This window comes from Tenacibaculum sp. HL-MS23 (assembly GCF_032463465.1).
Taxonomy (GTDB): Bacteria; Bacteroidota; Bacteroidia; order Flavobacteriales; family Flavobacteriaceae; genus Polaribacter; species Polaribacter bernardetii.
In genome coordinates this window covers 1,788,497-1,813,626 of sequence record NZ_CP135989.1, presented here as the reverse complement: position 1 = coordinate 1,813,626, position 25,130 = coordinate 1,788,497, and the positions used below count along the sequence as shown (strand labels likewise).

Below are 25,130 nucleotides of genomic sequence, written 5' to 3'. Positions count from 1 at the left end.
ATTAAAATGTACGCAAATTTATACGGTCTGCTGATTATAAAACATGACTAAAATCATGTTTTAGGTTTTTCACTAAGTAACAAAAACGTATATTTGTAAGTTCAAACAAATAAAACTAATCTATGAGTGATTCTAGAAAAAGGCGAGAAGCTTTGTTATACCATGCAAAGCCAAAACCAGGAAAAATAGCAGTAGTACCAACTAAAAAATATGCTACACAGCACGATTTGTCGTTAGCATACTCTCCTGGAGTTGCAGAGCCTTGTTTAGAAATTGCTAAAGATAAAGACAATGTTTATAAATATACCGCTAAAGGTAATTTAGTAGCTGTTATTACTAACGGAACTGCTGTTTTAGGTCTAGGAGATATAGGTCCTGAAGCATCAAAACCAGTAATGGAAGGGAAAGGTTTGTTGTTTAAAATTTTTGCTGATATTGATGTTTTTGATATTGAAGTAGATGCTACAGATGTTGATAAATTTGTAGAAACAGTAAAGGCCATTGCTCCAACTTTTGGTGGAATAAACCTAGAAGATATAAAAGCTCCTGAAGCTTTTGAGATAGAAAGAAGATTAAAGGAGGAATTAGATATTCCTGTAATGCACGACGATCAGCACGGAACAGCAATTATTTCTGCAGCAGCCTTAAAAAATGCGATAGAAATTATTGATAAAAAAATATCGGAGATTAAAATCGTAGTAAACGGAGCTGGAGCGGCTGCAATTTCATGTACAAGGTTGTACTTAGCACTTGGTGCTAAAAGAGAAAATGTAGTAATGTGCGATAGTAAAGGCGTTATTAGAAGAGATAGAGGTAATTTAACGTCACAAAAAGAAGAATTTGCAACTGATAAAGACATTAATACTTTAGAGGAGGCAATGCATAATGCAGATGTTTTTATAGGATTATCAAAAGGAAATGTAGTAACGCCAGAGATGTTATTATCGATGGCAAAAGACCCTGTTGTTTTTGCAATGGCAAATCCAGATCCTGAGATAGAATACCAATTAGCGGTAGATACTCGTGATGATATTATTATGGCAACGGGTAGATCGGATAATCCTAATCAAGTTAATAATGTACTTGGATTTCCATTTATTTTTAGAGGGGCTTTAGATGTTAGGGCAACTAAAATTAATGAAGAAATGAAAATGGCAGCTGTACATGCTTTGGCAAATTTAGCCAAGAAATCTGTTCCAGAACAAGTAAATATAGTGTACGACGAGGTAAGTCTTTCATTCGGAAAAGAATACATTATCCCTAAACCTTTCGATCCTAGATTAATATACGAAATTCCACCAGCTATTGCAAAAGCAGCAATGGAGTCGGGTGTAGCGCAACAACCAATTACAGATTGGGATGCATACCGTGAAGAATTAATGGATAGATCTGGAACGGGAAGTAAAGAGATAAGATTATTACACAACAGAGCAAAAAAAGCCCCTAAACGAGTAGTTTTTGCAGAGGCAGATCATCTAGATGTGTTAAAAGCAGCACAGCGTGTTTATGATGAGAAAATAGCGATACCTATTTTATTAGGTAGAAAGGATATTATTCTTGAATTAAAAGAAGAATTAGGATTCGACGCAGATGTTGTTATTATTGATCCTAAAACGGATGAAGAAACAGATCGAAGAAACAGATATGCAGAAGCTTTTTGGAAAACAAGACAGCGTAAAGGTATTTCTTTTTTAGAGGCTCAAAAATGGATGCGTGAGCGTAATTATTTTGCAGCAATGATGGTGAATACTGGTGAAGCAGATGCTTTAATTACAGGATATTCAAGGTCATATCCATCGGTTGTAAAACCAATGTTAGAGTTAATAGAGAAAGAAAAAGGTGTTACTAGAGTGGCAGCAACAAATATGATGCTGACCAAACAAGGACCAATGTTTTTAGCGGATACAACGATTAACATTAATCCAACAGCTAAAGAACTAGCAAAAATTAGTCAATTAACATCTGGCTTAGCAAAAATGTTTGGAATGAAGCCACATATTGCCATGCTAGGTTTTTCTAACTTTGGGTCATCAAAAGCCGAAAGTTCAGTAAAAATAAGAGAAGCAGTATCGTATATACATCGTTACCATCCTAATGTAATTGTTGATGGTGAGTTACAAGCAGATTTTGCCTTAAACCCTGAGTTGTTAGCAAAAGAATTTCCTTTTTCTAAATTAAATGGTAAAAGAGCAAATATTTTAATATTCCCAAATTTAGAGTCGGCAAACATAACGTATAAATTAATGAAACAGGTTGATGGAGTTGAATCTATCGGACCTATTTTATTAGGTATGAGTAAGCCAGTTCACATCTTGCAATTAGGTGCAAGTGTTGATGAAATGGTGAATATGGCTGCAGTAGCTGTTGTAGATGCACAAAACAAAGAGTTAAAAAATAAAAGCTAAGACTTTTAAAACTAAATAATTTGCCTATTTTAGGCAAATCGAAATTCAACTGAATGATAACACAAATTAAGGGGAAACTTGTGGAGAAAAATCCTACGTATGCAGTAATAGACTGTAATGGAGTAGGCTACTTATTGCATATTTCTTTAAACACTTATTCGTCGTTACCTAATGATGAAAATGTGTTGTTGTATACACATTTATCTATTCGTGAAGACGCACATACATTGTATGGGTTTTTTAATAAAGTTGAAAGAGAAATTTTTAGATTACTCACGTCAGTTTCAGGTGTAGGTCCGAGTATTGCAAGAACAATGTTGTCGTCAATGACGTCTGAAGAAATACAACAAGCTATTGCTTCAGAAAATGTAAAAACAATACAGTCTGTTAAGGGTATTGGAGTAAAAACAGCACAGCGTGTTATTGTAGATCTGAAAGATAAAATTCTAAAAATCTTTGATTTAGATGAAGTTTCAATTGCTCAAAACAATACAAATAAAGAAGAAGCGTTATCTGCACTAGAAGTTCTTGGTTTTGTAAGAAAGCAAGCAGATAAAGTTATAGGGAATATATTAAAAGAAACACCTGATGCTAGTGTTGAGGCATTGATAAAACAGGCGTTAAAAAATTTATAAAACAGGTTGAAAAAAGCAATTATTAATAGATTACTAACAACACTTACTATACTGGTAAGTGTTGTTTCGTTTTCACAAAACACTCAGAGTAATAAAGGTAATACTATAAAAAAAGACACTGTTATTCCGCTAAAATATAATTTTAGTAATAACCAAAACGGAACTCTTTTTTTAAGCAACCCAACAGAGATAACCATAACCTTTGATAAGACTTTAAATAAGTTTATGTTGGTGGAGAAAATAGGCGATTACTATATTGGAACACCTGTTTTTATGACTCCCGATGAGTATGACAAGTATCGATTAAAAAATGATGTAAAAGATTATTTTAAAGAAAAGGTTGATGCAACAAACTCAAGAAAAAAAGGAAATAGTAAAGCAAGAAAAAACTTGTTACCTAAATATTATGTAAATTCTAAGTTTTTCGAGTCTATTTTTGGAGGTAATAGTGTTGAGGTAAATCCAACAGGTCAGGTAAATATAAAGCTCGGAGGAATTTATCAAAACAATGAGAATCCGCAAATATCAATAGAAAACCAGAGTAGTTTTACGTTTGATTTTGATCAACAAATAAGTACAAGTTTACAAGCAAAAGTTGGTAAACGATTAACGGTAACGGCAAATTACGATACACAATCTACATTCGATTTTCAAAACATCATTAAGTTAGAATATACGCCTACTGAAGACGATATTATACGAAATATAGAAGCAGGTAATATTAGTATGCCAATTAAAAACTCGTTAATAAACGGGGCACAAGCATTATTTGGTGTAAAAACAGAATTGCAGTTTGGTAAAACCTATATAACCGCAGCGTTTTCACAGCAAAATTCACAATCTAAAACAGTTATTGCAGAAGGAGGAGCAACTATTGAGGAGTTTGAGTTAAGAGCTTCTGACTATGATAATGATCGTCACTTTTTTTTATCACAATATTTTAGAGAGAGTTATACAGATGCCTTAAGTAACTACCCTTTGGTAAGTAGTCCAGTAAACATTACAAGAGTTGAAGTTTGGATAACGAATAGAACTCAAAATGTTACTGATTATCGAAGTATTGTAGGTCTTGCCGATTTAGGAGAATCTAATAATGCAAACAAAGTAAATCCAAATGAAGTAAATACTGTTCCTAGCCCTATCTCAGCGAACTCTAAAGTGTTACCATATAACGGAGTTAACAACTTAAGTCCATTATTAGCAACAACTACAGGTGGTATTAGAGATGTAGCTACAGTAGATGCGGCGATTAACAATATTATGCCAGCACGTCAAGGGTTTAACTATTCGTACCTTCAAAATGCAAGAAAATTACAAGCAAATGAATTTAGAGTACATCCGCAATTAGGTTTTATATCTTTAAACAGAAGATTAAATGATGGAGAGGTTTTAGCAGTTGCTTATGAATATACTGCGGTTGGAGCATCGGGTGGAGAAACTGTTTTTAAAGTAGGAGAATTTTCTAACGACGGTGTAGTTGCCCCAGATAATTTAGTGGTAAAGCTATTGCGTAGTGAAATTTTAAATACCACAAGGAAAAATGCGGTAACGAATGAAGATGAAGGTTTTCCTACATGGCGATTAATGATGAAAAACGTGTATGCTTTAGGTGCTTTTCCTTTGCAACGTGAAGGGTTTCGTTTTGAACTTTTATATCGTGATGATGAAACAGGAACTTTACAAAATACGTTACAAAAAGCCCTAACACCTGGAATTACAGATAAACCATTATTGCGTATTTTAAACTTAGATAAGTTAGATCAAAGTGAGTATGCCGTGCCAAACGGAGATGGTTTTTTTGATTATGTAGACGGAATAACTGTGAATTCAGAAAGAGGATATGTATTGTTTCCTGAACCAGAACCTTTTGGTGAAGATTTAAGAGATGAGCTTACCAACACTTCAGATCAGGATAAATATCTTTTTGAAGAACTGTATTTAACAACAAAAATTCAAGCAAAAAACGAGTATCAGAATAAAGACAAATTCTTTTTAAAAGGGTACTTTAAATCAGAAACAAGTAGAGGTATTTCTTTAGGAGGGTTTAATATTCCTAGAGGTTCGGTACGTGTAACTGCCGGAGGACGACAGTTAGTTGAAGGTATAGATTATGTGGTAGATTATCAATTAGGTCGCGTACAAATTTTAGATCCAGGTTTAGAAGCATCAGGAATTCCTATTAATGCAACGACTGAAAGTAATACCTTATTTAGTCAGCAACGAAAAACATTTATAGGTATTGATGTAGAGCATCGTTTTTCGGATAAATTTACCATAGGAGGAACTTACTTAAATGTAAGTGAAAAACCAATTACACCTAAAGTAAATTTTGGAGGAGAGCCTATAGATAATGTAATGTTAGGTTTTAATTTAGATTATTCTGCTGAAGTTCCTTACTTAACAAAATTAGCAAACAGGTTACCGTTTGTAGAAACCGAAGTCCCTTCGAATGTATCTGTAAGAGCAGATATGGCTTATTTATTGCCAGGTTCGCCAAGCGGAATTAATGTAGACGGAACAGCAACTTCGTATTTAGATGATTTTGAGGCTTCGCAAATACCTATTAATTTAAGTTCTCCACAACAATGGTTTTTAGCAAGTACACCAGAATCGCAAGGTTTTGATGGTGGCGCAAGCGATTTATCTTACAATTACAAAAGAGGTAAAATTGCATGGTATAATATTGATCAATTATTTTATGGTAGTGGAAACAGACCTAACAATATTGATGAAAATGAATTGTCTAGAAACGAAATTCGTCAGATACGTTACAACGAATTATTTCCGAACACCGATTTAGATATTACGCAGCAAAATTTAGTTAGAACATTAGATTTGGCTTATTATCCCTCAGAAAGAGGTCCTTATAATTACAACGAAAATGCAAGTACAGTAACTTCAGAAGAACGTTGGGGAGGAATTATGCGACCATTAACAACTAATAATTTTGAACAAGCCAATGTAGAATATATTCAGTTTTGGTTAATGGATCCTTATGAAAATTACTCTATCACACAAGCAGAAGGATTATCGGCAGGAATAAACCCGCAAGATCCAGGAAATCAAGTAGGAAAATTATTTATAAATTTAGGAAACGTTTCTGAAGATATTTTAAAGGATGGTAGAAAACAATATGAAAATGGTTTACCTGCGGATGGAAATAAAGTAGACGGCACAAATGTAAATGCAACCAACTGGGGAAATACACCAATAAATCCATCAATATTATATGCTTTTGATTCTAGCAACGAAGCTCGTGCAAATCAAGATATTGGTTTAGACGGTTTAACGGATGAAGATGAAAGAATAAAGTTCCCAGCATTCGCATCCTTAGATGATCCGGCAGGAGATAACTTTCAATATTTTAGAGGAGGTGCTATAGAAAACACAAATGCATCGGTTTTAACACGTTATAAAAACTTTAACGGTACGCAGGGAAATTCACCAACAGCTAGTCAGTCAAACGAATCTTTTCCTACTTCATCAACAGCATATCCTGATGTTGAAGATATTAATAAAGATCAAACAATGAACCCGGTAAATAGTTATTTTGAGTATGAGGTTTCATTAAATAGAAGCGATTTACAATTAGGACAAAATAATATTATAGATGTAAAAAATGAGCCAATTACTTTGGCAAACGGATCTACAAGAAGTACTACTTGGTATCAATTTAGAATTCCGGTTAGAAATGTAACAGATGCTCAGCGAATAAACGGAATTACCGATTTTAATAGTATTCGTTTTATTAGAATGTTTCTTTCGCAATTTAAAATGCCAGTTGTTTTACGATTCGGAGAGTTAGAATTAGTAAGAGGAGATTGGCGTAGGTATACAAAAACATTACCGAATACAGGTGTGCCGGTAAATTTAGATAATACAGAACTTAATAATTTTGAGGTAGGTGTTGTAAGTATAGAGCAAAATTCGGAAAGATATAAATTACCTCCAGGAATTCAGCGAGAAGAATTACAAGGAACAAACAGAATTCAACGTCAAAATGAGCAGTCGGTAACTTTAAAAGTAACAGATTTAGCAGCCGATGACGTAAGAACTATCTATAAAAACATAAGTATAGATATGCGTAGGTATAAAAAACTACGAATGTTTTTACACGCAGAGAAACCAACAACAGAAGCTACTCAAGATGGAGATATGGTTGCTGTAATTCGTTTAGGAACCGATTTAAATGATAACTATTACGAAATTGAAAAACCATTAACATTATCAACCTCTAGAGCAACCTCTTTAGATGTTTGGCCTGAGGCAAATAATTTAGAAGTGCCTTTAGAAGAATTAGCAAATTTAAAAATAGAAAGGCCAACAGGTGTTGGAACAAGTATAACAGATATATTCTCAGCAACAAGTTCTAATGGTTTAAAAATATCAGTAAAAGGAAACCCAACATTGGCGCAAGTAAGAACTGTAATGCTGGGTGTTAAAAACGTATCTAATTCAGATAAAACAGTAGAGGTTTGGTTTAATGAATTACGTGCGGTAGGTTTTGATAATAAAGGTGGTTGGGCAGCTGTTGTAAATGCAGATGCAAATCTTGCCGATGTAATGGACTTGTCTTTAGCAGGAAGAATGTCTACCATTGGTTTTGGTAATGTTGAAGATAGAGTTCAGCAAAGAAGTATAGAGGAAATTAAACAATATAGTGTTGCAACCAATATTCAGTTAGGTAAAATGATGCCGCAAGATTGGAATATGCAAATACCTATGAGTTATAGCTATGGTGAAGAATTTAGGGACCCTAAATACGATCCTCAGTTTCAGGATGTGGAATTAGAAGATGCTTTAGATAAAAATCCTAACAGTGAAAATGCACAAGACTATACACGAAGAAAAAGCATTAGTTTTATCAATGTAAAAAAGAATAAAAATCCGAAGAGCAAAAAAACACCAAAGTTTTATGATGTAGAAAATTTTTCTGCTTCATATGCTCATAATGAAGAGTTTCATAAGGATTATAATATCGAAAAATTCGAAAATAAAAATGTAATGGCGGGAGCAAGTTATAATTTTAGCTTTAAGCCTTTTGTTATAGAACCCTTTAAAAAATCAAAAAAATTTAATAATAAATACTTGCGATTTATAAAAGATCTTAATTTTAATCCAGTACCTAAAACGATAGCACTTAATTCGAGAATTAATAGAAATTATAATTCGCAACAATCTAGAAATTTAATTGAAGGACTAACAGCACAACCAGAATTAGTGCAACGTAGGTTTTTATTTAATTGGGATTATACGATTGGATTTGATTTAACAAAATCGCTTCAGCTAAACTTTAATGCAACTAACAATTATATTTACGATAGTTTTGGAGATGATGAAGAGTTAGAGATTTATGATCAATTTTTTACTGTTGGTAGGCCTGATAACTATCATCAAAAATTAAATGCAACGTACAAATTGCCACTTAGTAAGTTATCATATTTAAATTTTTTAAGTGCAGATTATAGTTATACAGCAGATTTTGATTGGAAAGCGAGTTCACAAAGTAATTTAGATTTACCAAACGGAGATAATGTAAGTTATGTAGATGTGGTTGGTAATATGATTCAGAATGCAAACACCCATAATTTAAATACAAATATAGATTTTGGTCGTTTTTATAAAACCTTAAAGTTAGATAAGCTATTACTAAAAGGAACCAAAAAGAAACCTGTTAAAAAAGGAACAGCAACTTTAGGGGTTGATAAAACATCTAAAGGAAGAGCCAAATTAAAGAAGAACGCTTCTTTTGGTCATAAAGTAATGAAGGGAATGTATGATGTATTAACATCGGTAAAGAGAGCAAAAATTAGTTATACTCAAAACAACGGAACTTTATTACAAGGATACAAACCATCGGTAGGGTTTTTAGGTAGAAATAGTTATGACGGTAGTACAGCACCTTCATTAGGATTTGTATTTGGTAGTCAAACAGATATTTTAAATACAGCTATCGAAAACGGATGGTTGGTTACAAGAACAAGTCAGACTGACGAAAATCAACCTTATTATAACAAGAATTATGGTAAAACAAGATTCAAAAAATTAGATTATAATGTTTCTGTAAAACCTTTTAAAAATTTAACGATAGATTTAATTGGAACTAGGATTCAAACAAGTAATTTAAATCAGCAATTAGATATCATTTCTGATGGGAATGGAGGATTTGAGCAAGACCCGAACATTAAAGCTTTTGAAACAGGTAATTATAGCATTAGTCACTTTATGTTGGGTACTGTTTTTACAGATAGCGAGGTGTTATATCAAAATTTCTTATCAAACAGGAGTACAATTGCTAATAGGTTAGCAACTACAGATCAACCCGTAAGCGGATTTAAAGAAAACGGTCAGCAAGCAATGTTGCCAGCCTTTATTGCAGCATATTCAGGTAACGATGTGAACTCGGTAAGTACAGGTATCTTTAAAAATATACCAATTCCGAATTGGACAATGCGTTTTAATGGTTTTATGAAGTATAAGTGGTTTAAAAAGACTTTTTCTTCTTTTACACTATCACATGGGTACAAATCGTCTTATACAATTGGTAACTACACCAACAATTTACAGTACGATTCAACAAATTTAGCAACAAATACAAATACTTCTGGTAATTATCAACCAGAACTATTACTTTCGTCGGCAACTTTAATAGATGAGTTTTCACCATTAATGAAAGTTGATTTTAGAATGAAAAATTCATTTTCATTTAAAGGGGAAATAAGAAGAGATAGAAGTTTAACATTAAACTTTAATAACAATACTTTAACCGATATTAGAGGAACAGAATATGTTGTAGGTTTTGGTTATAAAATTAGGGATGTTAAATTTGTAACGCGATTTACAGGAAAAAAAGAAACATTAAAAGGAGATATTAATCTAAGAGCTGACGTATCTTTGAGGGATAATTTAACCTTAATACGTAGCGTTGATGAAGAAAATAGTCAAATAACAGGAGGAGAAAAATTATTCGGATTAAAATTTATAGCCGATTATAATTTAAGTAGCAGTTTAACAGCATCATTTTATTACAACCATCAAACGTTTCAATATGCTGTTTCAACTACGTTTCCAAGACAATCTATCAATGCAGGGATAAATATTATTTACAATTTAGGAAATTAAAACAAACACAATAAAAATAGTACAATGAACATTCCATCAGAATTAAAATACACGAAAGACCACGAATGGGTTAAGATAGAAGAAGGTGTAGCTACAATTGGTATTACCTCTTTTGCGCAAGGAGAATTAGGTGATATTGTATATGTAGACGTTGATACTTTAGATGAATCTTTAGATATTGAAGAAGTTTTTGGTTCAGTAGAAGCTGTTAAAACAGTATCTGATCTTTTTATGCCTTTATCAGGAGAAGTAATTGAGTTTAACGAAGCATTAGAAGACGAACCTGAATTAGTAAATTCTGATCCTTATGGTGATGGATGGATGATAAAAGTTAAATTATCGGATGATTCACAAATAGCAAATTTATTAAGTGCTGAAGCGTATCAAGAAATTATTAAAGGATAATTTAGTAGGAATAGCAATATTAATAGCTATTAGTATTGCTATTCTTAGCTTAATAAACATTGGAAAGCAACCAATTCAAATAAATAATTTAGATAAATACGAGCATGCACTTGCTTATTTTGTTTTAACATTTATTTGTTTAGTAGCTTTTAAAAAAACAAAAATCAATGAATATAGTATTGTTTTTTGTTGCTTTATTTACGGCATAATTATTGAAGCTCTTCAAGTTACAGTAACAACATACCGATCAGGTGATGTTTTAGATATTGTAGCAAATACGACGGGTATTTTAATAGCTTATATGGTTTACTTTCTTTTTTTAAGAAAAATATAGCTATTTAAAGAATTAGCTTGTAAAAGTTAAAATAATTTAATTAAATTAGCGAACTATTAAAAAATATTTACGATGGAAATTAAGAAAAATCCAAAGTCAAACTTAGAGAATTATAGTAAACTGTTTATGCAGTTAGGTTTGGTTTTAGCATTATTTATAACATATGTTGCAATTGAAAACAAAACATATGATAAGCAATACGGAGATTTAGGAATGGCTAATATGGCTTCTGAAATTGAAGAAGAAACAATAGAGCTTATTGTAGAGCCACCAAAGCCAAAGCCAAATACACCACCACCACCAGCACCAGAAAAAATTGAAATCGTAGAAGACGAGAAGGAAGTTGAAGAAACTATTATCGAATCTACTGAAACAGATGAATCTGAAGAAATTGTAGTTGAAGACATTGAAGAGGCAGTTGAAGAAGAAGTTTTCGTAGAGGATGTACCTTTTTCTATTATTGAAGAAGTGCCAATTTACCCAGGATGTACTGGTTCAAAAGCAGAAAAGAAAGCTTGTTTAAACAAACAATTAAGAAAGCACGTTCAGCGTTATTTTGATGCAGAATTAGCAAATGAGTTAGGTTTAGCACCAGGTAAAAAAAGAATTTATGTTCAATTTAAAATTGATAAAGATGGTTCTATTACTAGTGTAAACGCAAGAGCTCCTCACCCAAGGTTAAAAAAGGAAGCTATTCGTATAGCGAATAAAATTCCTAAAATGAAACCAGGTAGACAAAGAGGTAGACCAGTAAGAGTAGGGTATACATTACCTATTACTTTTAATGTAGAGTAAGTTAACTTACATAATAAAATAAAAAAAGCAACCCAAATTGGGTTGCTTTTTTTATTGGCACACTTCTTGGTTTTAACATAGTATTAACTTAAAAAATTAAGAACTATGAAAGAAGAAAAAAAGAACCCAAGAAAACAATTAGAAAAATTCTCATCAATTTTTACGCAATTAGGTTTAGTACTTACATTATTTGTAGTTTTTGTTTCATTAGAACATGAAACAGAGAAAGATTTAAATGTAGCAATCTTTACAAATCATGATACATTAGAAACCGTATTTACATTTTCGCGACCTGTTGTTATTAAAAAAATCGAAAAGAAGGTAAAGAAAGTGGTAGAGAAACAAGTTATTAAAACAATTGCTCCACCCAAAATTGTAAAAAACACTGAGAAGCTTGTTGAAACATTAATAAAAATACCAGTTGATGATAAACCAAAAATAGCTGCAGTTCCTGAAAAAACAGCTCCAACAGTAATTCCTTCAGTTGAAAATACGATGTCTATAAATAACGTTCAAAACAGACCCGTTTTTAAAGGTTGTGAAGGTTTATCCGAAGAAGAAAATAAAAAATGTTTTGAGAAGAAAATTCAACAACATGTTCAGCGTTATTTTAATGTAGAATTAGCACAAGATGTAGGGTTAAGGTCGGGGAAATATAAAATATTTACGCAGTTTATAATTGATAAATCTGGTGTTATATCTGATGTAAAAATTAGAGCTCCACATAAAAGATTAGAAAAAGAAACAAATAAAGTGGTGCGTAAAATTCCAAAATTTACACCAGGAAAGCAAAATAATACTCCTGTTAAAGTAAAATATACTTTACCTATTACTTTTAATGTAGAATAAAGTTAAAAACTCAACTATTTAGGTTGAGTTTTTTATTTTTGTTAGTATGAATACAACAAAAAACTTTTTTGCGCACGAAACAGCGGTAATAGATGATAACTGTAGTATAGGTTCAGAAACCAAAATTTGGCATTTTAGCCATATCATGTCAAATTGTAAAATTGGGAATAAGTGTAATATAGGTCAAAATGTGGTAGTTTCACCAAAGGTAGTCTTAGGAAACAATGTAAAGGTTCAAAACAATGTATCTATTTACACAGGTGTTATTTGCGAAAATGATGTTTTTTTAGGTCCATCGATGGTTTTTACAAATGTTATTAACCCTAGAAGTGCTATTAAAAGGCAAGATCAGTATTTAAAAACTACGGTTAAAAAAGGCGCTAGTATTGGCGCTAACGCAACTATAGTTTGTGGTAATGATATTGGTGAATATGCATTCGTTGGTGCAGGAGCTGTGGTTACAAAGCAAGTGTTACCATATGCGTTGGTTGTTGGTAATCCATCAAAGCAAATAGGTTGGGTTAGTGAATACGGGCATCGATTAGAATTTAATGATAATGGAGATGCGCTATGTATAGAAAGTAAACAACAATATAAATTAAAAAATAATAAAGTAATAAGAGTGTAACTTAAATGTAAATTAAAGGTTAATTTTTATTAAAAAGTATTTGTTTAAAAGAAACTAGTTATCTATATTTGATTAGTGGCTTTAAAACCACTACTTTTTCTTTTTCATAGCAATTTTTCCCACTCAATTTATTGAGTGGGTTTTTTTATGTATAATTCCCAGTACAAAAAACCGTATACAACTATATATTCTAAAGCAACAAACCAAAGGTTTTCTTTCCAAGGTTGATTAGCGTATGCTTGATAACTAAAAATAATTACGATACTCCAAATTACAGGGAATCGATATTTTGTAAATAGTGATAAAATTAAAAGTGTAGCAATATACCAAGGATGCATTGTTGTTGCGGTAAAGTAATAGAACGACAAGCCAAATAACATGGCTGTTAGTAATTGTGTAAACGTTTTATTATTTCTAATAAAAGTGATAGCAATTAAAAATAAAATTGCCGTAATCGGCATTATTTTACCGATTACGGCAATTTCATTATAACCTCTAAATAGATACCCAATCTCTCTAGCTATATAGTACAAACTAGCATTAAATTCGAAATTCCTAAACCATAACCCTACAGAATTAGAATAGTTAGTAATTAATTCTGAGGTGTAAAAAGGAAGAAACAATAAAAGTGTAACTGTTATAACTACCAGATAAAAACAAATTAGTTTTAGTAATTCTTTTGGACGAAATTTAAAGCCAATCCATCTAATAATTTTTTTGTTATTTGTGTGTAAAGGGCTTATAAACCATTGTAAAAACAATGGTAAGAATAGTAAAGGAACTAATTTTACAGAAACCGAACAAGCTAGCAGTATTGCAGCCCAAATCCATTTTCGTTGTTGTAATTTGTATAAACTCCACACTAAAAAGAACAACATTACAGGTTCAAAATGCAAGTTGCCCGTCATCTCAATAATTATAAACGGATTTAAAATGTATAAAAAAATGTTATGAATTGGTAATTTTAGTTTTTCTAATAGTTTTTTTCCGAAGTAAAGTATTCCTACATCAGCCAAAATTATAATAACACGCATTATAACTACACTGCCTAAAATGCTTTTGTTAGCGAAAATAGCCGCAATTAAAAAACATAATTGATTTATAGGTGGATAATTGGTGAAATGACTTCCGTTCATTGTGCCCATTCCTTTGTATAAATCAACAGCTTGGTTTATAGGATATGTTTGTTGTTCTATAAATGTTTTGGGTAATGATAAATACGGATTTAATCCTTCTAAAATCATTCTTCCATCCCAAATAAATCTATAAAAATCTTGTGATAAATTTGGAGTAGCAACAAGAAAGATCAATCGAAATAAAATTGAAATACTGGCTAAAAGTATAAAGTTGTTTTTATTGTTTTTCCATAAAAAGTAGGTGATCAAAAATAAAGAAAACCACAAAAAAAGTAACTTCGAAAATTCAGTTCTTTCTAAAAAATAAGCAAATAAAAAATAAAGGATACCACTAATAAAAGTTAGTAGTAGCCAGCTATATTTTTTCCAGAAAAGCATTAGGCTTTAGAAAAAAGTGATTTAAAAAAAACGTATCCAAATCCGATAGTTAACATCAAATGAAAAGGAAATAAACCGAAATCACCATCTTGGTTACCAACAACAAAAGCACTATACATACCAAAGATAAAATACAATGTTAATAATCCCTCAATAATTACGTTTAAGGAAACCTTAGTTTTAACATATTTATTGTTTTTCCAACCGTCTTTAAGTGTTTTTATATTAAATTTTGGTGTACGAACAAACTCACTTTTCTTACCAAAATGACCTTCTAAAACAGCAATGGTATTGTGTAAAGAAAAGCCCATTACAATGGTAAAAAATGTAAAGAAAGCACCAATGTATTTTATAAAATTTTTAAATCCGCCGCCGTTATTTTTTTTATACATAAACCAATAACAGATAAAAAATATGATAGAACTTAAAACGAAAAAACTCATCACGTAAAAGAAAGGTCTTAAATGAGCGTATTCATTTTTAATGTATAACATCGGAATACTTAAAACAGCAACTAAAAAAATACAGGTAAACATAGAGCTGTTTAGTAGGTGTAAAAGTCCGTGAATTTTAGTTTTTGCAGAAACGTTTTTATTTAAAATAATGCGTTTTCCCATTTTCTGAAAATTCTCTGCGCCACCCTTATTCCAACGAAATTGTTGGGTTCTTGCTGCACTAATAACAACAGGAAGTTCTGCAGGAGTTTCAACATGTTCTAAATATTTAAACTTCCAGTTTTTAAGCTGTGCTCTATAACTCAAGTCAATATCTTCGGTTAAGGTATCTCCTTCCCAGTTTCCGGCATCTAAAATACATTCTTTACGCCATGCACCAGCTGTTCCGTTAAAGTTAATAAAATGACCTTTACTATTTCTACCAACTTGTTCTAAAGAAAAATGAGCATCTAAGGCAAATGCTTGGATTTTAGTTAAGGTTGAATAATTTCTATTGATATGCCCCCAGCGAGTTTGTACTACGCCAATTTCAGGGTTTTTAAAATACGGAATTGTTTGTTCTAACCAATTTTCTTGTGGTAAAAAATCAGCATCAAAAATAACAATGAATTCTCCTTTGGCAACTTCCAAACCTTCTTTTAAAGCTCCTGCTTTAAATCCTTGGCGATTTTCTCTTCGGATGTGTACAATGTCTAATCCAGTTTCTTGAAGTTGAGCAATATGCTTAGCAGTAGAAATTACTGATTCATCTGTAGAATCATCTAAAACCTGAATTTCTAATTTTTCATTCGGATATTTAATTTTTGCAATGTTAGTTAACAAACGTTCCATTACATATAACTCGTTAAATACAGGCAATTGAATGGTTACAAAAGGAACTTCTGAGGATTTAGAGAAATCGAACTTAGGAGAGTTATCTTCTTTTTTTGAGCCTTTAAGTAATTAAACAATAAGTTTAATTGCGCCAAAGCATACATAAAAATTAAAATTAACGAAATAGCATAAATCACTATTATAATATACTCTACAACCATTATTTAAAACTGTATTTAAATATCCAACTTAATATTTTAACGCCCGCTAATATACTACCTTTTACAGTACCTGAAACTTTAGATACACCTATTCTATTTCTGTATTTCATAGGAACTTCTGTATATGTGTATTGCTGTTTCAATGCTTTTAATTGCATTTCTACCGTCCAACCATAAGTTTTATCCTCCATATTTAAGTCCAGTAGTTTGTTGTATTTAATAGCTCTAAACGGACCGAGATCTGTGAATTTTGCTCCAAAAAATAAAGACATTAATGAAGTAGCTAGCCAGTTACCAAATATTTGTTGTGGAGTCATAGAGCCATTTTCTCTTAGTTCTTTTACACGGGCACCAATTACAAAATCGATGTTGTCGTTTATAATAGGATGAACAAGTTCCATTAATTGCTCAGGATAATCAGAATAATCACCATCTAAAAAAACAATAATATCGGGTTTGTTTTTTTGTTCAGCAATATAATTCATTCCCTTTAAGCAAGCATAGCCATAGCCTTTTCGGTTTTCTTTTAAAACTGTAGCTCCTGCGTTTTTGGCATTTAGCTCTGTTGCGTCTGTAGAGTTGTTGCTGATAACAATTATTTCATCTACAATTGATGGAATATCGTTAATGACATTTGCTATTGAATCTTGCTCGTTGTAAGCAGGGATAATAACTTTAATTAATTGATTCATTAAAATTTTATATTTGGATTATCCTTCTTAAATATTACATAAGAAGTCCATTCTCCAGTTTTTTCATTTTCAGAGTAACGTTCTGCTTTTTCAAGAGAGTTGTTTTTGTAAACTAAAGCATAACCTTCTTTGACTCCGTTTTTGTACTGAATTTTTTTCTTTCCTTTATCGGTATAAAAGATCCACCAATTGTTAGCGTTATCATTTGTAAAAGCGCCTTCTTTTAATAGCATCTCATTTTCGTTGTAAAAGTACCAATATCCGGTTTTTTTATCGTGATTATAATGTCCTTTTTTTGAAATATTACCATTTGGGTGATAAAAAGTCCAAAAATCTACCTTTTGATTGTTTAACATCCAACCTTGCGATTGTAAATTTTCTTGCGCATCAAAAATTCGAACAAATTCTTTCTCTTCTTGTGCTAAGGTTATAACTAAAAAAAGGGATAAGGCATATTTAAGAATCATAAAATGTAGTTTTTATATGTTGCTTTGTATTGATTTAAAATTAGATAGTCGAATAGCTAACCGTTAATTAACAAATTACTTTATTTTTTTAATTGAGTAACTTATTCTAGTACCTATTATAGGTACGTAATTTTTAAAATTAAAGTTTTTTTAAAATAAAAAAAACCATGATTACTTTTTTTTCGTATATATTGATGTCACTAACACATAAAACAAAATAATTATGACAATTAAAAAAAATGACAGAGTTATAGCGCTTGCAGTAGTATGCATGATGTTAACCACTTTTTGTATGGCTCAGAGCCCAGTAAGTGGATTTATGAAGAAAAAAGGAGAAGGCGCTTTAGTCTTATCTTATTCTCACGAGTCTTATGATAAAGTATTTTTAGTACCTAATGAGGCTGATGGAGTACCAGTATTTAATGATGTAACTACAACAAGTATTTCTTTTTATGGAGAAATAGGTGTTACAGATAAATTTAATATTGTTTTAAACGTACCTTATATTAAATCAGAAGGTAATGCAAGTAGTGCAGAATTAGCAAACAATGGCTTTGAAAATGAAAGAAAAGGATTGCAAGATTTAAAAATCTATGCAAAGTATAAATTTCATACGATTGATTTCGAAAAAAGTTCATTAGATTTTATTGGATCAGTAGGTGTAGAAACTCCTTTAGGTGATTACAGTGCAAATGAGGGATTACAGTCTATTATTGCTATAGGTAATGAGTCTTTTAGATTTAGTGCTTTAGGAATTGCAACTTTTAAAATGAATTCAGGAATTTTTGTAACAGGGCAGGCTGGTTATAGTTTTAGAGCTAGTAATGTGCCAAATGCTTTAATAACTGAATTAAAGTTAGGGTATGCTGCATCAAAATTTTATGTAGATGCTTTTGTTGCTAATCAATTATCAGATAAAGAAGGTGTAGATATTCTAGGCGAAGGTTTTGTAGGTTTTTTCCCTGCAACACGTGTAAACTACACAAGAGTAGGTGTTAATGGTTACGCTCCTTTATACGGAGGTGTAGGTTTAACAGCAGGAGTTAATAGCTACCTTACAGGTAGAAATATCGGAAAATCTACCGGTTTTTATGGTGGATTAGTTTACTCATTTTAATAAATAAAAGAAATACAATTATGAAAAATTTATCTATTTTTAAATATATGCTAGTGTCAGCAATTGCCATTGGTACATTAAGTTCATGTGAATCATCATCTAGTTATGAGGATATTACACCATCAATTGCTAATATAGCAGTAACAAACCCAGCTTTTAGTACTTTAGAATCTGCCGCTGTAGCAGGAGGTGTCGCAGGAGTGTTAAGTAATTCTAATCCTAATGATCCTTCTGGAGATTATACGGTTTTTGCGCCAACGAACGATGCTTTCGCTAGATTGGGTTTAAATAGTGAAACTTTAGGAGCTCTTCAAAAATCATTTTTAACAAATACATTATTATACCACGTTTCTAACGGAAACTTATTAGGGGCTGATATTTCAGAAGATGTTTCATCAACATCAGCTCTTGGTATTGATAGACGTTTTGTTTCTCGTGATGGAGATACCTATATTAATGGTTCTAAAATATTAGCAACCGATATCTCGGCAAGTAATGGTACTGTTCATGTAATTGATAAAGTTATGATTGCTTCTGGTGCAGATATTGTACAAACAGCTTTAGCACTTCAAAGCGCTCAGGTTTTTACAGCTCCAGAATTAACTTACTTAGTAGAGGCTGTAGTTTATACGGATTTAGTTGGAGCACTTTCAGCTTCGCCAGGTAGCCCTTCATTTACAGTATTTGCTCCTACAGATCAGGCTTTTGTTGATTTAGGTGCTGCATTAGGATTAACTTTTACAAAACCATCTGATATTCGTCAATTACCAGTAGATGTGGTAACAGCTGTACTTTTAAATCACGTAATAGCAAACGATGGTAGGTTTACATCTGAGCTAAATCAAGGAGCAGTAACTCCGCTTGGTGGAGACGCATTAACTTTAGGTGCTTTTACTGACGGCTTACTTACAGTTACTGGAGCAGGAAATGGAGCTGATGCAGCAAATATGGTTATTCCAGATGTACAAACTACAAACGGAATAGTTCACGTAATCGATAGAGTATTACTACCAAATTTATAAAAAATTAGTGTTAGTTTGTTTGATATTTAAAGTCACAGGTTTATTCTGTGGCTTTATTTTTTTTTAGAGAAACTCTAATTTCCATATACATTATAATTGATGTTTCCTTGTCTATCTGAAAGAGTAAAGTACTTATGAAAGGGTTAATATAAGGCTTGAAGAAAAGTTGGTTTAAAAGCTAATAACTTTAATAAGTTTAACATTAGGTGATTTAAGTACTCCGAATTACAAATAACATAGGTTTTATTTATTGATGTAATAGTTGATTTTAAACGCTTATCACTCTATAATACCATATAACTTGTGTTAGATTTAAAAGTTTATCCTGTTCTTAAACCCTTAACTTTAAAATGATTTTTAGAGATGTTATTATCACTCTGGATGAAAACAGACACCAGATTTTATAACTATTTTTTTAAGTGTTTATAGAGCAGTACCTATTAAATATTCTATTTAGCTTATCACATAAAATTAATTTATAAGACATTTTTTAGCCCTTATGAGAATTCTCATAAGGGCTAAAAAATATCTTATATTATGTTTAACGAAAGCGTCGAATATTTTTATTATTTGATTAAAACGGAGTATTATTTCTTGTTAACTAACTCCATTAAATCAACATCGTTACCTAATAATACATCCGTAGGGTTTATTCTTCCTTCTTCTGGTCCGTTTTCTAATTTTAAAACTCCTCTAGGACAAACAGCAGAACAAATACCACAACCAACACAGCTAGATCGTACAATGTTTTCTCCTTTTTGAGCATAAGCTCTTACGTCAATTCCTTGTTCGCAATACGTAGAACAGTTTCCACAAGAAATACATTGACCACCGTTAGTTGTAATTCTAAAACGAGATTTAAAACGTTGGATAAAACCTAAATACGCTGCTAACGGGCATCCAAAACGACACCAAACTCTATTACCAAAAATCGGGTAAAATCCAGTTCCAATTACACCTGCAAAAATAGCACCGATAAGAAAGCCATAAATATCTTGAATTGTTTGTGTTTTAATACCTAAAACCTGGTCGGCACCATAAAAGAAAGTATATAAGGCAAAACCGGTCATTACTAAAACAAAAACAAGTACAGAGTGAATTACAATACGCTCTACTTTCCAAGAAAGTAATGTTTTACTAGAAAGTTGTCTGTAGGGATCCCCTAAAGTTTCAGCCAAACCACCACAACCACAAACCCAAGAACAATACCATCTTTTTCCGAAGAAATATACCATTACTGGTACCACTACAATAGTTAAAACAATTCCCCATACTAAAATAAATAAACCAAAACCACCACTAGAAAGTAGCTCATCTAAGTTCCATTTAAAAAAGAAATCATAATCTAAAGGAAAGGCATTTTTAAAATCATACCAAGGTTTTTCGAAACGAACTAAAATCTCAGGAATTAAAAAAGCAAATACAATTTGAAAGAATAAAACAGAGGTTGTCCTTAAAATTTGATATTTATTATGACGGTATTTTATGTACATTCTTACTGCCATAACAGTCATAACTACACAATATAAAAAACCATATAGAAACCATTGACTTGCCGGATTATTACTAATAGATTGGCTAATAGGATCTACCAAATAAACCCAGTTTACAATAAAATCAGGATAAAAATAAAGTAGCACATAAAAAGTAACCAAAAAGACAAAAGCAAACCAACCTATCCAACCACGATTGGTAGCTGCATTTAAAAATATTCCATTGTTTTTTATTCCTGGCTTTCCTAGTATAATAACATCAGGAACTATAAATAACAAAGCTCCAAGAATACCCAAGCCAAAAGTTAAAAACCATGCTAAACCTGTGTTTTCAACAGCAAACCCTTTTCCTGATTTTTTAGCAAGTGTAAAACTTAAACTATGCAGTTTTCCGGAGATTTTATATTGAAATTGGGCCCCTTTTTTGTCCCAATTTTTTTCAGCGTCGTATTTTGCTATAAGGGCATCATAATAATTATTAGAGTTTTCATAAGCTTGTATAACACGACTCGAAAACTGAAAGATATTTAAATCTTCTGAGGTTACAACAGCCTTTGTTAATTCGTCAGCTATAACGGTACTTTTATAATTTTGTTCTTTTAAAAAAGTATCTAATTCTCCTTTTGTTAAACTGAAAGAACCTGTGAAAATAGTTCCTATAAAGATGGCTAATCCTACTAAAAAAATGATTAAACCTGATTGTTTTACTATTTTCATATTTTTATGCTTTACTAAAAATTCGTTTCCAACTTTTCTTTTTCAGCTGAATATTAGTGTTGTTTTCTTTGTTGAATTTGGCAATTATTGCTGGCTCGTGTAGTTTGTAAAATTCAGGATCGAAATTGGCATCAGCCAAATGTTCTAAAACATATTCTATAGAGCGTTTTTCGTTTAATATTTTATCAAAAAACTCGTGACGCATTCTAATTCCGAAGTTATTTATGCCAATAAACCTGTGTGTATTTTTATCATAATTTATATGAATACATTTTTTACCATCTTCATGTTCCCAATAAAAGCGGGCTTCATTTTCTTTTGGTTGCGCCCAAACCCAACCGTAGGTTTGGTATTCTATATCTATAAATTTAGCAGAGTTAAACCAATGGCCCGGTTTGTAAGCCATTTTATTTCCGCAAATAGTTTGGGCCACTGTTTCGCCCATCATTCTTCCAGTATACCAAACGGCTTCTATTACTCTTCGTTGGCCAATAGCTAAATGTTGTTCTGCACAATCACCTATCGCATATATATCTTTAATATTGGTTTCTAAAAAGCGATTTACTTTTACGCCTCTATCAATTTCTATTTCAGAAGATTTTAAAAAATCAACGTTAGGAGAAACCCCTGCGGTTAAACCAACAACATTACACTCAATTTCTTCATTGGTTTCTGCAATTATAATCGATTTTACTTGTCCGTTTTCATCAGATTTAATTTCTTTTAAGTTAGTGCCTAAACGCAAATCTATATGATTGTCTAAAATTTCTTTATTAATCATTTCTGATTCTTCGGAAGGTAAAACACCGTTCCAAAAACTCTTTTCACGAACTAAAAACGTTACAGGTATGTTTCTACTATGTAACATTTCGGCAAGCTCAATACCAATTAATCCACCACCAACAATTACAGCTCTTTTGCATGCTTTATTATTGGGGGCATATTTTTCAAGTTTTTCTAAATCTTGTTTGTGATACATTCCCATAACACCATCTAAATCTTGGCCAGGCCAACCAAATTTATTAGGTTTAGAACCGGTTGCTATAATTAATTTGTCATAAGAAAGTTTTTCACCGTCTTTAAATTCAAGTTCTTTATTAGCAGAATTTATTTCTGTAACAAATCCTCTTTTAAGGTCAATATTGTTTTTTTTCCAAAACCAAGACTCGTAAGGTTGTGTATGTTCAAACTTCATGTGCCCCATGTATACATACATTAAAGCAGTTCGAGAAAAAAAGTAATCTGTTTCCGCAGAAACAATGGTAATTTTTTTATCTGATAATTTTCTAATGTGCCTTGCAGCTGTAACACCAGAAATTCCATTACCAATAATAACAACGTGTTCCATAAAAGTTGATTTGCAGTTTGGTCGAGGTTAAAGTTAATAACTTAATAGGTTAAATTAATTTAGAATGAGTTTAAATACGGCAAGAATTTTAATATGTGGTTTTAAAAAACCTAATAATTGGCCTCTAAAGATGTTAATTGTTTAAAAAAAACACTAATTTAGGAGTTATGAAAGTAGTTAAATTTTTTATAATATGTCTTTTATGCTTGTCTTGTAAAAGTCAAATAAAAAAAATAAACGGACTTAGTTTTGTGGCTTCTCCAGATAAAATCACCAATGAACATGTTACTCCTGTTTTAAACGTTTCAGCTAATTACGTGGCTTTAATGCCTTTTGGATTTATTAAAGATTTGTCATCTCCAAAAATAATTCATAATACCAATAGACAGTGGTTTGGCGAAACTGAAAAAGGAATCCTGCAATATGGAAAAGAATTTGAGAAAAGCAATGTGAAATTAATGATAAAACCGCAAATATGGGTTTGGAAGGGTGAGTTTACAGGGAACATAAAAATGGAATCAGAAGAAAATTGGAAGATTTTAGAAGATTCGTATTCAGAATTTATTTTAACGTATGCAAAAACAGCGCAGAGTTTAAAAGCTGATATTTTTTGTATCGGAACAGAATTAGAGCGTTTTGTTCAAAATAGACCTGCTTTTTGGTTGCAATTAATTAAAAATATTAGAGCTGTTTATAGCGGTAAACTTACCTATGCTGCAAATTGGGATGAGTATAAAAGAGTTTCTTTTTGGGAGCAATTAGATTATATTGGTATTGATGCTTATTTTCCGTTAAGTGATAAAAAATCTGCAACTACAGAAGATTTTGAAAAGGGTTGGCAAGTACATAAAAAAGAAATTATAAGTGTTAGAGAGCAGGTTAATAAGCCTGTTTTATTTACAGAATATGGCTACAGAAGTGTTGATTATAACGGAATAAAACCGTGGGAATCTAACAGAGTAGTAGAGAAAGTAAATTTAGAAGCGCAAAGAAATGCAACAGAAGCTATTTATAATCAATTTTGGAAAGAAGAATGGTTTGCTGGCGGATTTGTGTGGAAATGGTTTCATAAACACAATGAAGTTGGAGGAGAAGATAATAATAGGTTTACACCTCAAAATAAACCAGCAGAAAGGTTGTTAAAAGAATTATATGCTCAATAAATTACAACTAAACGAATTACTTTTTACTTAAAGGGTATATTTCTTGCCCAATAAAACTTTTAGGAAAATACTCATCTCCATCAAAACCAATTTCAATATCTCTACCAGAATGAGGAATGTAGTTTGTTTTAAAAATATAATCCCAAATGCTTAATGTAATCCCGAAGTTTACACCTTTACTTCTTTCTTTGGGAAGTTCTTTAGCATGGTGCCAAATATGCATTTTCGGATTGTTTAGAATATATTTTAAAAAACCATAATCCCAATTAATGTTAGCATGATTTAAATGGCCAATAGTAATGTTAAAAAAATGAACCAAGGCAACATCTTGTGCCGTGAATCCACCCATTATAGCCAACGGAATATATTTCATAGAATTATAAACAACGGGCTCCATCCAGTGATATCTTAGATGCGCAGCAAATCCCATTTCTTTTACAGAATGATGTACCTTATGAAAGTTCCATAAAAACTCATACTTGTGTAAAAGTGTATGTGTAAACCATTGTACAAAATCAATAATAATAAAAAAGGTGAAAATTCTAAGCCAAAAAGGAAATTCGTTGACGTTAAAAAGTTGAAAACTTGTTATAGATAAATCAAAAAAACCTAAGAAGTCGTTAAAAATTTGTGCGGCTGAATTAGATAAAGCAATTAAAACAATTAGGTTTAATAAGAAAAAATTGAAGAACATATAGAATACATCTTGCCAAAAATCTTTTCTAAATATTGCTTGATTTTTACGCCAAGGAAAAACTATTTCAAGAACCCAAACAACCAAGGAGATTGCAATTAATCCGTAAAAGTAATTTTCCCAATTCAATTCCATAAATACAGATTGTTTGAGGTAATTCCAATAATCGGAATAAGAATTTTTTATGATTTTGAGGTATTTATCCATCAAATATAAAATAAGATTGTTTTAAAATATATGA

The 25,130-nt window shown here is 31.5% G+C and carries 17 protein-coding genes and 1 pseudogene; 11 read left to right on the top strand and 7 right to left on the bottom strand.

Annotated features, from left to right (window positions below; genetic code table 11):
- Positions 1–122: 122 nt before the first annotated feature.
- The 8 genes from RRF68_RS08465 to RRF68_RS08430 all read left to right on the top strand — a co-directional run bounded on the left by RRF68_RS08465 (position 123) and on the right by RRF68_RS08430 (position 13,173).
- Entirely contained in the window at positions 123–2,405 is a 2,283-nt protein-coding gene (locus tag RRF68_RS08465; RefSeq protein WP_315944077.1) for an NADP-dependent malic enzyme, read from the top strand.
- A gap of 53 nt (positions 2,406–2,458) precedes the next feature.
- Positions 2,459–3,040, top strand: a complete 582-nt coding sequence (gene ruvA / locus RRF68_RS08460; RefSeq protein ID WP_275315036.1) for a Holliday junction branch migration protein RuvA — start codon at positions 2,459–2,461, stop codon at positions 3,038–3,040.
- 6 nt (positions 3,041–3,046) lie between these two features.
- Positions 3,047–10,162 carry a cell surface protein SprA gene (gene sprA, locus RRF68_RS08455; RefSeq protein ID WP_315944076.1) on the top strand — a complete coding sequence of 2,372 codons (7,116 nt, stop codon included), beginning with the start codon at positions 3,047–3,049 and terminating at the stop codon, positions 10,160–10,162.
- A gap of 24 nt (positions 10,163–10,186) precedes the next feature.
- Complete coding sequence (gcvH, locus tag RRF68_RS08450; protein WP_315944075.1) at positions 10,187–10,567, top strand: glycine cleavage system protein GcvH; 381 nt, start codon at positions 10,187–10,189, stop codon at positions 10,565–10,567.
- Entirely contained in the window at positions 10,533–10,901 is a 369-nt protein-coding gene (locus RRF68_RS08445; RefSeq protein ID WP_315944074.1) for a VanZ family protein, read from the top strand. Before gcvH ends, RRF68_RS08445 begins: the two co-directional genes overlap by 35 nt.
- A gap of 72 nt (positions 10,902–10,973) precedes the next feature.
- Complete coding sequence (locus RRF68_RS08440) at positions 10,974–11,696, top strand: energy transducer TonB (protein WP_218771691.1); 723 nt, start codon at positions 10,974–10,976, stop codon at positions 11,694–11,696.
- Positions 11,697–11,801: 105 nt separating this feature from the next.
- Positions 11,802–12,545: an energy transducer TonB gene (locus tag RRF68_RS08435; RefSeq protein WP_315944073.1), complete on the top strand. Its 744-nt coding sequence runs from the start codon at positions 11,802–11,804 to the stop codon at positions 12,543–12,545.
- 46 nt (positions 12,546–12,591) lie between these two features.
- Positions 12,592–13,173, top strand: coding sequence for an acyltransferase (locus RRF68_RS08430; protein WP_275315032.1), 582 nt, complete (start codon positions 12,592–12,594; stop codon positions 13,171–13,173).
- A 128-nt stretch (positions 13,174–13,301) separates the two neighbouring features.
- Here the strand turns inward: RRF68_RS08430 and RRF68_RS08425 are convergent, their stop codons facing one another.
- The 4 genes and pseudogenes from RRF68_RS08425 to RRF68_RS08410 all read right to left on the bottom strand — a co-directional run bounded on the left by RRF68_RS08425 (position 13,302) and on the right by RRF68_RS08410 (position 17,335).
- Positions 13,302–14,687 carry a mannosyltransferase gene (locus RRF68_RS08425; protein ID WP_315944072.1) on the bottom strand — a complete coding sequence of 462 codons (1,386 nt, stop codon included), beginning with the start codon at positions 14,685–14,687 and terminating at the stop codon, positions 13,302–13,304.
- Positions 14,687–16,176: pseudogene (locus tag RRF68_RS08420) on the bottom strand (cellulose synthase family protein). Before RRF68_RS08420 ends, RRF68_RS08425 begins: the two are co-directional and overlap by 1 nt.
- Positions 16,176–16,868 carry a glycosyltransferase family 2 protein gene (locus RRF68_RS08415; protein ID WP_315944071.1) on the bottom strand — a complete coding sequence of 231 codons (693 nt, stop codon included), beginning with the start codon at positions 16,866–16,868 and terminating at the stop codon, positions 16,176–16,178. The pseudogene RRF68_RS08420 and the gene RRF68_RS08415 overlap by 1 nt, the downstream one beginning before the upstream one ends.
- Positions 16,868–17,335, bottom strand: a complete 468-nt coding sequence (locus RRF68_RS08410; protein ID WP_315944070.1) for a hypothetical protein — start codon at positions 17,333–17,335, stop codon at positions 16,868–16,870. Before RRF68_RS08410 ends, RRF68_RS08415 begins: the two co-directional genes overlap by 1 nt.
- A gap of 223 nt (positions 17,336–17,558) precedes the next feature.
- Between RRF68_RS08410 and RRF68_RS08405 the strand changes: the two genes are divergently transcribed.
- Both RRF68_RS08405 and RRF68_RS08400 read left to right on the top strand, forming a co-directional pair.
- On the top strand, positions 17,559–18,452 hold the full coding sequence (locus RRF68_RS08405) for a hypothetical protein (RefSeq protein ID WP_255554363.1): 894 nt from the start codon (positions 17,559–17,561) through the stop codon (positions 18,450–18,452).
- A gap of 20 nt (positions 18,453–18,472) precedes the next feature.
- Entirely contained in the window at positions 18,473–19,474 is a 1,002-nt protein-coding gene (locus RRF68_RS08400) for a fasciclin domain-containing protein (protein WP_315944069.1), read from the top strand.
- A 587-nt stretch (positions 19,475–20,061) separates the two neighbouring features.
- On the opposite strand, the gene RRF68_RS08395 is transcribed toward RRF68_RS08400, so the two are convergent.
- A complete protein-coding gene (locus tag RRF68_RS08395; RefSeq protein WP_315944068.1) occupies positions 20,062–21,684 on the bottom strand; it encodes a 4Fe-4S binding protein in 1,623 nt (540 codons plus the stop codon).
- Between the two features lie 4 nt (positions 21,685–21,688).
- Complete coding sequence (locus tag RRF68_RS08390) at positions 21,689–23,032, bottom strand: NAD(P)/FAD-dependent oxidoreductase (RefSeq protein WP_218771682.1); 1,344 nt, start codon at positions 23,030–23,032, stop codon at positions 21,689–21,691.
- 167 nt (positions 23,033–23,199) lie between these two features.
- Between RRF68_RS08390 and RRF68_RS08385 the strand changes: the two genes are divergently transcribed.
- On the top strand, positions 23,200–24,195 hold the full coding sequence (locus RRF68_RS08385) for a glycoside hydrolase family 113 (protein ID WP_315944067.1): 996 nt from the start codon (positions 23,200–23,202) through the stop codon (positions 24,193–24,195).
- A 16-nt stretch (positions 24,196–24,211) separates the two neighbouring features.
- Here the strand turns inward: RRF68_RS08385 and RRF68_RS08380 are convergent, their stop codons facing one another.
- The gene (locus RRF68_RS08380; protein ID WP_315944066.1) at positions 24,212–25,096 is read right to left on the bottom strand and encodes a sterol desaturase family protein; all 885 of its coding nucleotides are present in this window, start codon (positions 25,094–25,096) and stop codon (positions 24,212–24,214) included.
- Positions 25,097–25,130 lie beyond the last annotated feature (34 nt).